This is a genomic window from bacterium (genome assembly GCA_040753555.1).
Classification (GTDB): domain Bacteria; phylum UBA9089; class UBA9088; order UBA9088; family UBA9088; genus JBFLYE01.
Window position 1 is genome coordinate 1 of record JBFMDZ010000037.1, and the last position, 15,900, is coordinate 15,900.

At 36.5% G+C, this 15,900-nt stretch carries 12 protein-coding genes; all 12 read left to right on the forward strand.

The annotated features are described in order from the left end of the window. Positions 1-1,969 (forward strand): valine--tRNA ligase (locus AB1630_04755; GenBank protein MEW6103113.1); only part of this gene is annotated, 1,969 nt, incomplete at its 5' end. After that, entirely contained in the window at positions 1,966-2,730 is a 765-nt protein-coding gene (gene kdsA, locus AB1630_04760; GenBank protein ID MEW6103114.1) for a 3-deoxy-8-phosphooctulonate synthase, read from the forward strand. The genes AB1630_04755 and kdsA, both read left to right, overlap by 4 nt. A gap of 28 nt (positions 2,731-2,758) precedes the next feature. Further along, positions 2,759-3,994 carry a phosphomethylpyrimidine synthase ThiC gene (gene thiC / locus AB1630_04765; GenBank protein MEW6103115.1) on the forward strand — a complete coding sequence of 412 codons (1,236 nt, stop codon included), beginning with the start codon at positions 2,759-2,761 and terminating at the stop codon, positions 3,992-3,994. 69 nt (positions 3,995-4,063) lie between these two features. Beyond that, positions 4,064-4,537, forward strand: a complete 474-nt coding sequence (locus AB1630_04770; GenBank protein ID MEW6103116.1) for an ORF6N domain-containing protein — start codon at positions 4,064-4,066, stop codon at positions 4,535-4,537. Next, the gene (xerA, locus tag AB1630_04775) at positions 4,530-5,372 is read left to right on the forward strand and encodes a site-specific tyrosine recombinase/integron integrase (GenBank protein ID MEW6103117.1); all 843 of its coding nucleotides are present in this window, start codon (positions 4,530-4,532) and stop codon (positions 5,370-5,372) included. Before AB1630_04770 ends, xerA begins: the two co-directional genes overlap by 8 nt. A 60-nt stretch (positions 5,373-5,432) precedes the next feature. Continuing rightward, complete coding sequence (locus tag AB1630_04780; GenBank protein MEW6103118.1) at positions 5,433-9,638, forward strand: VCBS repeat-containing protein; 4,206 nt, start codon at positions 5,433-5,435, stop codon at positions 9,636-9,638. Then, the gene (locus tag AB1630_04785) at positions 9,635-10,519 is read left to right on the forward strand and encodes a PorV/PorQ family protein (protein ID MEW6103119.1); all 885 of its coding nucleotides are present in this window, start codon (positions 9,635-9,637) and stop codon (positions 10,517-10,519) included. Before AB1630_04780 ends, AB1630_04785 begins: the two co-directional genes overlap by 4 nt. Positions 10,520-10,569: 50 nt before the next feature. Further along, on the forward strand, positions 10,570-11,661 hold the full coding sequence (locus AB1630_04790) for an NAD(P)/FAD-dependent oxidoreductase (protein ID MEW6103120.1): 1,092 nt from the start codon (positions 10,570-10,572) through the stop codon (positions 11,659-11,661). A gap of 77 nt (positions 11,662-11,738) precedes the next feature. After that, positions 11,739-14,189, forward strand: a complete 2,451-nt coding sequence (gene alaS / locus AB1630_04795) for an alanine--tRNA ligase (GenBank protein ID MEW6103121.1) — start codon at positions 11,739-11,741, stop codon at positions 14,187-14,189. A 4-nt stretch (positions 14,190-14,193) separates the two neighbouring features. Next, entirely contained in the window at positions 14,194-14,853 is a 660-nt protein-coding gene (locus tag AB1630_04800) for a DNA methyltransferase (GenBank protein ID MEW6103122.1), read from the forward strand. A 333-nt stretch (positions 14,854-15,186) separates the two neighbouring features. After that, positions 15,187-15,420: a hypothetical protein gene (locus AB1630_04805; GenBank protein MEW6103123.1), complete on the forward strand. Its 234-nt coding sequence runs from the start codon at positions 15,187-15,189 to the stop codon at positions 15,418-15,420. Continuing rightward, positions 15,414-15,656: a DUF3800 domain-containing protein gene (locus tag AB1630_04810; protein ID MEW6103124.1), complete on the forward strand. Its 243-nt coding sequence runs from the start codon at positions 15,414-15,416 to the stop codon at positions 15,654-15,656. The genes AB1630_04805 and AB1630_04810 overlap by 7 nt, the downstream gene beginning before the upstream one ends. The last annotated feature ends 244 nt before the right edge of the window (positions 15,657-15,900 follow it).

Sequence of the window (15,900 nt, forward strand, 5' to 3'; positions counted from 1 at the left end):
AAGGCCTGAGACAATGCTTGGAGATACAGCCGTTGCTGTTAATCCAGATGACGAAAGGTATAAAAGCACAATTGGAAAAAAAGCCCTCCTTCCCATTGCAAATAGAGAAATTCCAATAATTGCAGACTCTTTTGTCAAGATGGATTTTGGGACAGGTGCTTTAAAAATAACACCCGCACACGATCCAGATGACTTTATTATTGGAAAAAAACATAACCTTTCTCAAATAAAGGTAATAGATGAAAGGGGGATGATGAATGAAAATAGCTTTTCATATAAAGGCTTGGATAGAAATGAGGCAAGAAAAAGGCTCATTGAAGATTTGGGCTGTCTTGTTGAGAAAATAGAGCCTTACAAATACAACCTTGGCCATTGTTATAGGTGCCATTCTGTAATTGAGCCATATCTATCAAAGCAATGGTTTGTTAAGATGAAGCCCTTGGCAGAAAAGGGTATTTCTTGTGTTTTAGAAAAGAAAATAAGGTTTATTCCAGATAATTGGGAAAAGATATACCTTGAATGGATGGGCAATATAAGGGATTGGTGCATCTCAAGGCAAATCTGGTGGGGGCATAGGATCCCTGTTTGGTATTGCCAAAAAATGCAAAATGCAAAATGCAAAATGCAAAATGGAATGATAGTTTCTATTGATACGCCAGAGGTCTGCCCATATTGTGGAAGTAAAGAATTAGTTCAGGATAATGATGTTTTGGATACATGGTTTTCATCAGCCCTTTGGCCATTTTCTACCCTTGGCTGGCCAAAAGAAACAGATGACCTTAAAACATTCTACCCAACATCTGTTCTGGTTACAGGCTTTGATATTATATTCTTCTGGGTTGCAAGGATGATAATGATGGGATTGAAATTTATGGATGATGTCCCATTTAGGGATGTCTATATCCATGGTCTAATAAGGACAGAAACAGGAAAGAAGATGAGCAAGTCATCTGGAAATATCGTTGATCCCCTTTTGCTTATTGAGAAATATGGATGCGATAGCTTAAGACTAACATTATCTGCTATGTGTTCCCCTGGAAGGGATATTTTGATAAAGGAGGAAAGGATAGAGGGTTATAAGCATTTTATGAATAAGCTATGGAATGCAGGAAGGTTTATCTTGATGAATCTGGGCATAGAGACAACAGACAACAGAGGGCAGAGGGCAGAGGGCAGAGGGCAGAGGGCAGAACCTAAAACCCTTGCTGAAAAATGGATATTTACAAGGTTAAATCAAGTAATTAAAGAGACAAACGCCTACTTAAAGGAATTTTCCTTTAATGAGGCATCCTCTTCTTTATATAGCTTTTTCTGGCATGAGTATTGCGATTGGTTTTTGGAGATTGAAAAGGATGAGTTTAAAGAGAGGAGAAAAGAGGCTTTATATCTTTTAAAGGAAAGCTTTTGCATAATATTGCGGCTTCTTCATCCATTCATCCCATTTATTACAGAAAAGATATGGATGATGTTTTTTACTCAATCAATTATGAAAGAAGAATGGCCAAAGCCATCAATCAATGAAGACAAAGATTCTTTGCAAAGGATGGAGATAATTAGAGAGATTGTTGTAAGGATAAGGAATATAAAGGCTATATTGGGTATTCCTAATAAGCTTATTCCTGTTTTTATAAAATCAAGGGAATTTGAGGGAAAAGATTATATAAAAAGGCTTGCAAATTGTGAATTAAGCCTTGATGAAAAAATAGAAAGACCAGAAAAATCTGTTATGCTGGTTGCCTCTGGGATAGAGGTATATCTTATAATGGATATAGAGATAGAAAAAGAAAAGCAAAGGCTGGATAAAAACCTTAAAAAATTGGATATGGAGCTTGAAAGGACAAGGCTAAAACTAAAAAATCAGCAATTTTTACAAAATGCACCAGAAGATATAATTGAAAAGGAAAGGGCAAAGGAGGGAGAGATTATAAGGGATATTGAAAAGATAAAGGATGTCCTTTTAAACCTATGAATATAGTTAATGTTTCAAATATAAAGATTGGAAGCGAATTTGTCCTTATTGCAGGGCCTTGTGTTATTGAGAATGAGGAGATAACATATAATACAGCATTAAGGATAAAGAGGATTGCAGCAAGGCTAAAGATTCCATTTGTCTTTAAGTCATCCTATGATAAGGCAAATAGAAAAAGGATAGATTCGTATAGAGGGCCAGGGATAAAGGAAGGGCTTAGGATTCTTGGAAAAATAAAGAAGGAGCTGGATATTCCCATTATAACAGATGTGCATTGTAAGACAGAGGTACACGAGGTAGCAAAGATTGTAGATATAATCCAAATTCCAGCATTTCTATGCAGGCAGACAGATTTGATTCTTGAGGCAGCAAAAACCCTTGTTCCTGTTAATATAAAAAAGGGTCAATTTATGTCTGCTGAGGATATGAAACATATTGTCCAAAAGATAGAATCCATTAAAAATAGCAAAATCATTCTTACAGAAAGGGGGACATTCTTTGGGTATAACAATCTTGTTGTTGATTTTAGGTCATTTCCCATCTTAAGGGAATTTGGCTGGCCTGTTATCTTTGATGCAACACATAGCTGTGGAAATAGAAAATTTGTTCCCTATCTTTCCCGTGCTGCTTGTGCCTGCGGTATTGATGGCTTATTTATGGAGGTTCATCCAGAGCCAGAAAATGCCCTCTGCGATGGACAAAGTATGGTAAAGCTAGATGACCTGGAAGAAATTTTAAACCAATGTTTAGCTTTTACATAGCATCTATTGGATTGTGTGTTTGAAAAAAATGACACAGATACTATCTGCAAAAAAGGGAATAATAACAGAGGAGGTAAAGAGGGTAGCCTTAGACGAAGGGTTATCTATTAAAACCATTATAAGTGGAATAAAAAATGGAACAATTGTTATCCCAAAAAATAAAAAAAGGGATATAAAAAAGATTAAAGGCATTGGGGAAGGGCTTTTAAAGAAGGTAAATGCAAATATTGGCTCATCAACCAACACATCTTCTTTAGAGCTTGAAAGAAAAAAACTACATTCTGCAATTGATGGAGAAACAGATGCGATTATGGACTTGTCTATAGGAGAAAATATTGATGAAATAAGGAAAGCTCTTCTTTCAGAATGCCCTATTCCATTTGGCACAGTTCCTATATACCAAGTGGCATCTTCTGTTTCTAATATAAGTGATATATCTTTCTCCCTTATCCTTGATGTAATAGAAAAACAGGCTAATGATGGCGTTGATTTTATGACAATACATTGTGGCTTAAGGCAGGAATTCTTTTCTGATATTGAAAAAAGGCTTATTCCTATTGTAAGCAGGGGTGGAGCAATTATTTACAATTGGATGAAGAGAAATAAAAAAGAAAACCCCCTTTATGAATATTTTGAGGATATTTTAAAGATTGCCTTAAAATACGATGTTGCATTAAGCTTAGGCGATAGCTTAAGGCCTGGATGCCTTGCTGATGCCTCAGATTCTGCCCAAATAAAAGAGCTAATACAATTGGGAGAATTAAGGGATATGGCACACAAAGAAGGTGTTTCTGTAATCATTGAAGGACCAGGACACCTTCCCCTTAATCATATAAACGCAAATGTTAAATTAGCAAAGAAAATAACAAAGAATGCACCATTGTATCTCCTTGGCCCACTTCCTTGTGATATTGCACCAGGCTATGACCACATAACATCTGCAATTGGTGCATCCCTTGCTGCCTGGGCTGGAGCTGATTTTATCTGCTATGTAACGCCATCAGAACACCTTGCACTTCCTACACCAGACGAGGTAAAGGAGGGCGTGATTGCCGCAAAAATTGCTGGGATTTGTGCTGATATTGCTTTGGGAAAAAAAGCATTAGTAGAGAGGAATATAGAAATGGCTAGGGCAAGGAAGAACCTTAATTGGAAAAAGCAAGAAATCCTTTCAATTGACCCAAAAAAGGTAAAGGGCTATCACTTAAAAAACAAAACCTCCTGCACAATGTGTGGCGATTTTTGTGTGTTTAAGATTAAATGAATGGTTATAAGGGATTTTTGAAATGAAGGAAATAATTTCACAAGAAACAATAGAAAAAAGATTTATCTAATGCAGGGTGAGAAGATTATGTTGAGTACCCATTTGGCTGAACTTTATGGCGTTAAAGCAAGGGTGCTTGTTCAAGCAATAAAAAGAAATATTGAAATATTCCCTGAAGATTTTATATTCCAATTAAGCGATGAAGAATACAGAAACTTGAAATCACAATTTGTGATTTCAAGCTGGGGTGGTGTCCGACGTGCTAACCCTTATGCATTTACAGAACAAGGTGTTGTGATGCTTTCCAGCGTGTTAAGGAGCAAAAGGGCTATTCAGGTAAATATTGCCATTATGCGTGCATTTGTAAAACTAAGGCAAATTTTATCCACCCATAAAGAACTTGCATATAAACTAGAGAAATTAGAGAAAAGGATTGAAAAACATGATAGGGAAATTCAATGTATCTTTGAAGCGATTCGTCAATTGATGTCTCCACCAGAAAAACCAAAGCATCGCATAGGATTTCATACAAAAGGTGAATAATAAAATAAAAAGGTTTTTAGAATACCTCTCTCAAAAAAATTATTCCCTCCATACAATTAGAAATTATGAAATGGATTTAAGGGATTGGTTTTCTTTTTTAAATAAAAGGGAGGCAAGTTATCATATTGCAAGGGAATATTTGGGAAGCTTGGTAAAAATGGGTAGAAAAAAGAAGACAATTGCAAGAAAGCTTTCCTCCTTAAGGAGCTTTTATAACTTCCTGTGCATTTATGAAGAAGCAAAGGATAATCCTATATCAGGAATCCTAACGCCAAGGCTTCCAAAAAGGCTTCCAAATTTTCTTGATACATCTTCTGTTCTTAATTTGATTGATGTATCATCTTTAGGCCGTTTTGGAATAAGAAATAGGGCAATTGTTGAGCTTTTTTATTCAACGGCAATAAGGGTTTCTGAAATTTCATCTTTGAATGTATCAGACATTAATCTATCTGATGAAACAATAAGGGTTGTTGCTAAAGGAAAAAAAGAGAGGCTTATTCCATTTGGCTCTTATGCAAGGGATGCTTTGGTTTATTATCTTAAAACAAGGGCTTCGCAAGATGGTCCCCTTTTTCTAAATAGATTTGGGAGGAGGATTTCTAGCCGGGCTATTGAGCTTCTCATTGATAAAATAAGGAAAAAAGCTGGTCTTCCCCACATATCCCCTCATACTTTAAGGCATTCCTGTGCAACGCATCTTTTGGAAAAAGGGGCTGATATTCGCTCTGTCCAGGAATTCCTTGGGCACAAAAGCATTTCTACAACCCAAATCTATACCCACATTACAAGAAAGCATCTTAAAGAGGTATACGATAAGGCTCACCCTAGGGCATAAAAAACTAAAAACTAAAAATTCTTCTTAAGTATTCTAACAAAAATGCCGATGTATTAGGTGATGAAAAAAATTTTCTTTTTTCTCCTTTTCTTTAAACTGGGATTTTCCTCATCTTTGGTATTTACGGGAAAACAATATATAACAAAAGAGGTTTTGGATGCAGGTGAGAATGCATCTATATATGTTGTTGATTTTGACCATGATAACAAGAAGGATTTAATTGTTGGAAATAAGGAGGGATATATTTTATTTTATAAGAACATTGGGACGGATTATAACCCAAAATTTGAAAATGGAAAAAGGATTACCATAGATACAGGGGATATTAAGCTTGAAGGAGGATATAGTTCACCAATTGTCTGCCAATGGGACAGCGTAAAAGACCTGGATTTGCTAATTGGAGATGGAGCTGGAAATATATGGCTTGCAAAGGCTATAAATGATGTAATAGAGGGAGTTCCTCCAACATATTCTAGCTTTGAAAAGATAAAGGCAGATAATAAAACAATCTCTTTACAAAATGCCTCTTGTTTTGTATTTGATGTAGATGAGGATGGCTTGCTTGATTTGCTTGTTGGAGATGAGGCTGGCTATGTCTGGTTCTTTAGAAATATTGGAAGAGCTGATATGCCCATTCTTTCAGCTGGAACAAAAACATTGGTTGGCTCTTTGAGCTTGGATGTCTCACAAAATGCAAAGCCTGTAATGGTAGATTGGGATAATGATGGAAAGAAAGACCTGATTGTTGGCGATATATTTGGAAATATTCATATCTTTACCCCTGTTCAAGAAATGGGGACAGGTACATTTATCCCAAAATTTACATTTAAAGAAAAGGCAAAGGTTGCAAACAAAGATATAGATGTTGGCTTTTATGCCTCGCCATTTATCTGTAATTGGAATAATGAGGGTGGATATGATATGCTTGTTGGAGCAGATAATGGAAGCATATTTCTATTTATAAACACAAAATATCAAGCTAGTGAGCCGCCAGAATTTAATACAACCCAAAAGATAGATGGAAATCCAGAGCCTATAGATGTTGGGGAATATTCAAAGCCCCAGATAATAGATTGGAATAATGATTCTAAAAAAGACATAATTGTAGGTGATTCTTTAGGAAAGGTAAGGCTTTTCCTCAATTCTGGAGACAACAATAGCCCTATTTTCACAGATGGATTTTTCTTTTCAATGACATCAGGGACACAAACAGAGGACCTGGATGTAGGATACAATTCAGCACCCTATCCTATAGATTGGAATAACGATGGAAAGAAAGACCTTGCTGTTGGCGATAAATATGGAAATATGACCATATTTATAAACACAAAAACAGACGATGCCCCAATATTTGCAAAGGGAACATATGCTACACCATATAATGTAGGTTATAATGCAACACCTTGCATCCTTGATTGGGACAATGATGGAAAAAAGGATATTGTTGCAGGTTGTCAATCTGGAGAGATAAGGCTATTTTTAAATATAGGCTCTGATATAAACCCTATTTTTACAACCCCTACAATAATGCAGATTCCCCTTGACAACGAAAAGGATACAAGCCCATCTGTCATAGATTTCAATAGGGATTATAAGAAAGACATAATAATTGGAACAGGCTATGGAGAGATGTATCTATTTATAAATTCAGGCTCTGATAAAACCCCTGTCTTTAATACAAAGACAAGATTAAGGTTTTTAGATGGTAATGATATAAAGGCGAATGATAACTCAAGCCCTGCAATCTCTGATTGGGATAATAATGGTTCATCTGACCTTATTGTTGGAGGAGGGGATGGAACAATATTTGTTTGTTTATCAAGTATTTTAAACATACAACCATCTGTTGTTGTAAATACACCAATTGGAACACAATCTGGAAATATTAACATCTCATATACCTTAAGGGATGATGATTCTGACACTTGCTTAATTGATGTTAAATTTTCAAAGGATAATACCAATTGGATTGATGCAACATCAGCTGATGGTGGAGATGGGAAAATAAGTCTTTCTTCTTCTCCTATTGGTGTATCCCATATCTTTGTTTGGGATTCTTATGCTGATATAGGACAGGGAATTTACAATAATATAACCCTTCAGATAACGCCAAGCGACGGGACAAATCAGGGACAGGCTTACAAGACAAGCCAATTCTCTGTTGATAATACAACAAAGATAAACCTTGTTCCAATCTCTGTAGGTGGAAAGAATATTGATATAGGAGCATATTCTACGCCCTGCGTTTGTGATTGGAACAATGATTACAAGAAAGACCTTTTAATTGGAGATGAATTTGGATATGTCTATCTATTCCTTAATTCTGGAACAGATGAAAACCCTATTTTTACTTCATATTCAAGGCTTCAAGCAAGGGAATCTACATCAACGCAAGTAATGAAAGACCTTAAGGTAGAAGGTTTCGCTGTTCCTTTTGTTTGTGATTATGACAACGATGGAAATAAAGACCTCCTTGTTGGAGATAGGTTTGGCTACATCTATTACTTTAGAAATGTTGGAGGCATTCTTCAAAAAGGGGTAAGGATTCAGGGAGGCTCTGACATGGATGTTGGAAATATGGCATCGCCTGTTGTTGTTGATTATAACCTTGATGGAAAGAAAGATGTAATTGTTGGTGATGAATATGGCTACATTAGGTTATACCTTAATTATGGCACAGATGAAAATCCATCATTTGCAACAGGGACAAAGCTTTTATTAGGAACAGGAAATACAGAGATAGATACTGGATATAATTCAACGCCTTGCTTTATTGATTACAACAATAACGGAAAAAAGGATTTGCTTGTTGGAGATAAAGATGGCAATCTATGGCTATTTTTAAATTATGGAAATGACGAATCTCCTCTATATGATTATGGAAGGATGCTTTTTTCTCCCTCTGTTTCTGGAAATGCCATTTGCTTTGTTGCTGATTGGGACAATGACGGAAGAGATGACCTTATTTTGGGGAATAGAAATGGCTCTGTTTATCTATATCTACTAAAGGAAGAGACAAACACGCCACCTTCTTGTGTTCTTTCTCCCATAATTACAGGCGTCTCAACAATTTCTGTGAAATATAAGCTCTATGATATAGATGGTGATACATTATCCATTATTCCAGAATATTCCCTTGATGGGATAAATTATAAGATAGCATTTGGCTCTCCAAAGGAAAATTTGGTTGGCTCTTCCTTTGGTATAGACCAGGAATTTATATGGAATTCTAACATTGACCTTCCTGGAACAAAAACCCTGATTTACTTTAGAATAACACCAAAGGATAAGGCAATCGGCACAGCCTCTTCTATCTCCTTCTTATTGGACAATCTAAATAGGCAGCCTATTGTAAAAAACATTAGCCTTTCATCCAATTCTGGGCTTATTGAGGTCTCCTTTGAATTATCAGATGATGATTATGATACAGTAGCCATTTTTCTTGATTATCTCCTTAATGGCACATGGACAAAGGCATCAATTTATGGGTCTTCTTCATTTGCCCCTGGTATTGCAAAGATTTATTGGGCTTCAAGCCTTGATTTTGCTGAAACAGAAACAACATTAACAATAAGGCTTACACCCTATGATTCTTGGGGCATTGGTATTTTCTCAACAAAAACCATAAGAATTGAGAATACCAGGTTTTCCTCAAAGGAGGTAGGAACAGCGAGCATTGGCTTGCCTATTACATTTTCACCCACAAGCCTTATTCTAAATAGCATTCCATATCCTATGGTGATTACCATAGAAAATCTTTCAATTCTTTCATCTATTCCTGGCCTTTCTGACACAGGAAGAAGGATAACAGCAATAAGAAAGGATATGCCAGATGTTGAAATAAAAAGCATCTCTGCAAATCTTACCATTCCATACAATGGACAATTTTCTCCTGAAATAGAAAGGTCATTTGTAATTTATCAAGGAAATTCTTTTCTTACATCCTCTATTGACACAGGAAGTAAAACGGTTAGTGCAGATATATCATCAACAGGAATTTATAGGATTGATGCCTTGTTTCAAACATTTAATGTTAAGGTTTGGCCAAACCCCTGTAAGGTAAATAATGTTACATTTTCTGGAATAGGGGGAGGAAAAATAAGGATATTCACATTAACAGGGGAGCTTGTAAGGGAAATAACAGGGTTTCCTTATCAATGGGATACAAAGAATATGGATGGAAAGATTGTTGCATCTGGAATTTATATATGGCTTGCAGAAAATGGGAATGATAAGCAAAAGGGGATTTTGGCAATCATACGATGAGAAAAATAATTATATCTTTGGTTTTTGGTGGGTTTTTATGGGGCGTTGATTATACGGCAACGAGCCCTTTGCAATTTCTTAAAATTAAGGATTGTAAGGTTTCTTCTTTAGGTGGTGCATTTGTTGGGGTTGATGAGCCAGGATTTGAAAACCCAGCATCTTTTGGGAATGCAAAGATAAAGGAAATAGGGCTTTCTTATAATTCATACCTTGCTGGAATAGACATTTCATCCCTATCTTACATTCAGGGAACAGAGGAAATAGGTGGATTTGGGTTTAATGTTTTATACCTTAAAACCCCTGAAATTTTACGAACAAAAGATGGAGGAATAGAAGATGGTAAATTCTCTTGCTCTGATATTTCATTAAGTATGGGATATGGAAGAAAAATAGCCCCTGATATTGCAATTGGCTCTACGATTAGATTTATAAGGGAAACAATAGATGATAAGGCTGTAAATACAGGTGCGGCTGATTTTGGAATTCAATATAAGCCATTCTTAAAGGATATTACAATTGGTCTTTGCCTTTCAAACATTGGAAAATCAATAAAATACGCAAATAAAAATGAAGACCTACCACTTACAATGAAGGGAGGAATTTCTATAAATTGCCTTTCTCAAACCCTCCTTTCTACAATAGAGATTGATAAAGCAATAGATTCTGATGTAATTTTAAGATGTGGTTTTGAGCATACATTGATGAATAAGGTATTTTTAAGAGCAGGCTATTCCACAGAGCCTGACATTGGTTCTGGAATTTCATTTGGTTTTGGGTTGAAGATTTCTAAATATTTCTTTGATATGTCCTATCTTCCATTTCAAGACCTTGGAAACACAATACAAGGCTCCCTTTCCATAAAATTTCTGGAAGAGGAATAGTGCGTGTTTAGCTAAAGCTAAACAATTTAAAATTTACAATCTTCTGACTTATGGAAGAGATAGATATTGCTATTATTGGTGCAGGCGTTATAGGGCTTTCCTGTGCCAGCACATTGGCTGATAATAAAAGAAGCATTGTAGTTATTGAGAGGCATCAATCATTTGGCCAGGAGACAAGTAGCAGAAATAGCGAGGTCATCCATTCAGGGATATATTACAAAAATGGCTCTTTAAAGGCAAGGCTTTGTGCAGAGGGAAAAATGCTTCTTTACAATTTTTCCGAAAAATATAATATTCCCTATAATCGCATTGGAAAGCTTATTGTTGCTTGCAATGAAGATGAGGTTAGAAACTTAGAAATGCTCCTTAAAAATGGAGGTGAAAATGGGGTAGAAGACCTTATGCTATTGTCAAAAAAGGAAATAAAAGAAATGGAGCCTAATATTTATGGAATTTCTGCTATATATTCCCCTTCCACAGGCATCATAGATACCCACCAACTAATGAAAGTATTAGAGTTTTTAGGAAAAGAGAAAGGGGTTATTTTTGCTTATAATTGTGAGGTTATAGGAATTAAAAAAAAAGAAAATGGGTATAAGATTGATGTAAGGGATAGCGATTCCTCTATCTTTTCCTTTCTTGCTCAAATTGTCATAAATTGTGCTGGGCTTTTGGGAGATAAAATTGCAAATATGCTTGGATTTGATTATAAGCTTCAATATTGCAAGGGAGAATATTTTAAGGTAGAAAGTAAAAAATCAAGGCTAGTTAATCACCTAATCTATCCTGTGCCAGAGAATGATGGGCTTGGGATTCATACAGTCCAAGATCTTCAAGGAAGCCTTAAGCTTGGACCAAATGCTTTTTATGTAAAGGATATAAGCTATGATGTGGATTCCTCACATAAGATAGAGTTTTATGAAAAGGCAAAAAGATTTCTTCCATTTATAGAGCTTGAAGATTTATCTTGTGATATGTCAGGGATAAGACCAAAGTTTGCTTCTGATTTTATCATTAAGCAGGAATTGCCTGGTTTTATCAACCTAATCGGAATAGAATCCCCTGGTTTTACAGCAGGTTTATCTATTGCAGAATATGTTAAGAATATGCTATTTAGCCTATCGCGGATTATGGTGTATTAGGATAAGGTTTAAAGATTCCTAGCAACAACATATTTTCCTTGAAAGCAACCTCGTTTTAAGTATAAAATAAAGGTATAATGAAGGGGCAGGAAATAGGGTCTATATTCTTAAAATTTTTTGAGGGAAAAGGCCATAAGGTCTGTGAAAGTAAAAGCCTTATTCCATCTGACCCATCTGTTTTATTTACGGTTGCCGGAATGGTTCCATTTAAGGACTATTTTCTTGGGAATAAGCCTTTGGAATTCTCCCGTGCTGTATCCTGCCAGCGATGTATAAGGACAAATGACCTAGAAAGGGTTGGAAAAACAGCCAGGCATTTGACATTCTTTGAGATGCTTGGGAATTTCTCATTCGGCGATTATTTTAAGGAAGATGCAATTGCCTGGGCATGGGAGTTTCTTACTAAAGAGGTTTCTTTGCCAAAGGATAGGCTCTATGTCTCGGTTTTTAAGGAAGACAAAGAAGCAGAGGGGATTTGGAAAAAATTTATTGAACCAAGTAGGATTATAAGGCTAGGAGAAGAAGATAACTTCTGGAAGATGGGAGAAACAGGCCCTTGTGGTCCCTGCTCTGAAATTATTATAGACCTTGGAGAAGACATTGGATGCAAAAAGCCATCCTGTTCCCCAGGATGTGATTGCGATAGGTATTTGGAGCTTTACAACCTTGTATTTACTGAGTTTGATAGGCAGGCAGATGGTTCTCTTAAACCCCTGTCAGCGAAAAACATAGATACAGGAATGGGGCTTGAAAGGCTAGCTATGATCCTTCAGAGCAAAAAAGCGGTTTTTGAGTGTGATTTAATTGCCCCAATCATTGACTACATAACCGAATCCCGAATCCCGAATCCCGAATCCCGAATTATCGCAGACCACATAAGGGCAATTGCCCATCTTATCTATGATGGCATCATTCCATCAAATGAAGAAAGGGGATATGTTTTAAGGAGCCTGATAAGGAGGGCGATAAGAAAACTTAAAACTTTAAAACCAAAGCTCAAAATTAAGGAATTATTTCTATGGCAGATTGTTTATCCAGTAACAAAGATATTTCCCTATCTTGAAAAGGAGAGGGAACATATTGCCAATATTATAAAGTTAGAAGAGGATAAATTTGATGAGACGATGGAAAGGGGTCTTTTGCTCCTTGAGGAAGAAATAAGCAAATCAGGGGAGGTATTCGCAGGGGCTAATCTTTTCAAGCTATATGATACCTATGGATTTCCTGTTGATTTTGCTGTGGAGATAATAAAGGAAAAGGGGAGATTTGTTGATATGGAGGGCTTTAATAAAATGATGGATAGCCAAAGGGAGAGGGGAAGAAAAAAGGCAGTATTTTCCCAGAAGCAAGGGGGATATAATATAAAAACAGAGTTTATAGGCTATGATATGCTTGAGGCTAGTTGCAAGGTAATAAAACAGGATGGCCTATTTGTCATTCTTGATAAAACGCCATTTTATCCTGAAATGGGTGGTCAGGTTGGTGATTGTGGAATATTTGAAAAGGATGGGATAAAAATTTATGTAGAGGATACACAAAGGGATGGAGAGGCAATTATCCATAAGATAAGGGAAGGCAATCTTTTAGAAGGTGATATTATTCAGGCTGCTGTTGATAAAGAAAGAAGGGATGGAATAAAAAGGGCACACACAGCAACACATCTTTTGCAATTTGCATTAAGGGAGATATTGGGGAAACACATAAAACAGCAAGGCTCTCTGGTTGAAAGGGATAGATTAAGGTTTGATTTTAACTATCCGAATAAGGTTTCTCATAGCCAAATTCAGGAAATAGAAGAAATGGTATATGGGATGATAATGGAGAATCTTGAGGTTAATATCTTAAAGGATGTCCCCATAAAAGAGGCAAAGGACCTTGGTGCTTTAGCATTCTTTGGCGATGAGTATAAAGAATTAGTAAGGGTTGTTATGATTGGCGATAAAAGCAAGGAGCTATGCGGTGGATGCCATATTGCCTCAACAGGAAAGATTGGGCTTTTTAAGATTGTCAAAGAAGAAGGGGTTTCAGCAGGGATAAGAAGGATTGAGGCTTTTACAGGTAATCTGGCATATCAACACATTCTCAAAGAAAAAGAGGGGCTATTGGAAAGGATAGAGGCTCTAACAGAGGCAAATAAGAAGCAGGAAAACAAGATAAGGCACCTTAAGTATGGGGTTTTAAAAGAGGGAATAAAAAATATTGCTCCAGAAAAAGTAGGGGATATAAGCCTTGTTTTTGAGGTATTTGATAGCCTATCAAAGGATGAGCTTTCATTCTCAATAGACGAAATAGCAAACGCAATGGATTCTGGCGTTATCCTTCTTGGCTCTAAAACCAAAGATAGCATCCTCTGGACCTGTAAGGTAAAGGGCAATCTAAAACCAGGGGCAGATTACATTATAAAAGAGGTCTGCAAAATAACAGGCGGAGGCGGCGGTGGAAGGCCAGATTTTGCAACAGGCGGCGGTAAAGACCCAAATAAAATAGATAGAGCAAGAGAAAGGGTTTTAGAATTGATTGGAAATTGACAATATGAATGCTGTTAAGGACAAAAATGGGGAATCGCAAGAGGTATTACAGAGGATTCAAGAGGAGTCAGAGAAGCAGGCATTGCCTGAGCAAAAGCAGGTCTTTTTGGTTTCCGAGAAGATTCGCAGGCGAGTGCATAATCTACCATCCCCTACTCGGCCACCCCTTGGATATGATGGGAATAAGGGATTTGACAGGGTCTTCCCCTATATCCGCATCCCAAGACTTCATCCGCCAAATCACGGCGATACCGTAATCTTTAATGAAGAAGACCTGCCTCCTAATCAACTTATCTTAGGGGATAATCTCTATGTCTTGCGCACCATTCCTTCAGAGACAATAGACCTTATCTACATTGACCCGCCATTTTTCTCAGGCAGAAATTATAATGTCATCTGGGGGGATACCAATGAAATAAGGTCTTTTTATGACATCTGGGAGGGTGGAATTGATTCCTATCTTATCTGGCTCAATGCAAGGCTTTGGGAGATGCGTCGGGTCTTGAAAAAGACGGGCTCTATTTATGTCCATTGCGATTGGCACGCTTCTCATTATATAAAATGTGAGATGGACAAGATTTTCGGGTATGAGAATTTGTTACTATTCAGCCTATTATATACTAAAACAAAAGTAACTGTTCAGCCACGGATTAACACAGATTGACTTTGGATAAAATAGAAGGGATTTAAAGCATAAAAAATTACAGAAGAGATTATCAAACCAGCATTTAAAGTGGATAATATTTTCTATTATGGGTTTTGAAAAAAAGTTTATCAAAAAGCATTACCGAATATTACCGGTTGAATTATTATTAAAAATCAGTATTTCATCCGTATCCACTGTGGCTGAATAGTTACTCAAGATGTAGATGAGGCAGAATTTATCTTAAGATTTTCCAAAGCACCGATAATCGGTGATATTAGGGTTAGGCAAATTAGTTCCCTTGAATACGAATTTGAGGCAATTGATGCCTTTTCTTCTAATGAGGATGGCTATTTGGTTAATTGCCAATGGGATTTTGACTATCAGGAGGGACATTTTGCTGCTGATAAGGATTACATCCTTTGTAGAGAAAAGATAAAACCTAAAGGCCACAATGAAAGGTTTGAGGCAATTTTAACTGTAAAGCATAAATTTGACAAAGAGGGTGAATACACCATTGCCTGCAAGGTGCAGGATAATCTGGCAGGAGAGACAATATTGGCGAAGAAGATTATGGTGGAATGTTAGTCTTTGTTGATGAATCAGGTGATTCAGGATTTAAAACTGAACAAGGGTCAAGTCAATTTTTTACTGTTGCGTTAGTCATTTTTGAGGAACCTGATGAGGCAGTTGCTTGCGACCAGAGGATTCAACTATTAAAACGAGAGATGAAATTGCCATCAGAGATTGAATTTAAATTCAACAGATTGCGAAAAGACCAGAGAGAAAGATTCGGCTCTTCGCATAATATGGTGCAAAAATAATTGTATGCTTATCTTTTTTAACAAAGAAGCTCAATTGTATATTTAGCTTTAGTTAAACACATATAATCTTTAAACCCTATTCTCATCACCATAATCCGTGATGAGCCAAAACATTAGATGCTATCCATCCTTCTTTAGGGGTTATCAAGAGCGAAATAGCCCTTAATGTTGCTAAAACCTTTAATATTCCTCTAAAACAAATACATTGGGACTTAACCAGCTTTCATTTTACAGGAGAATATGA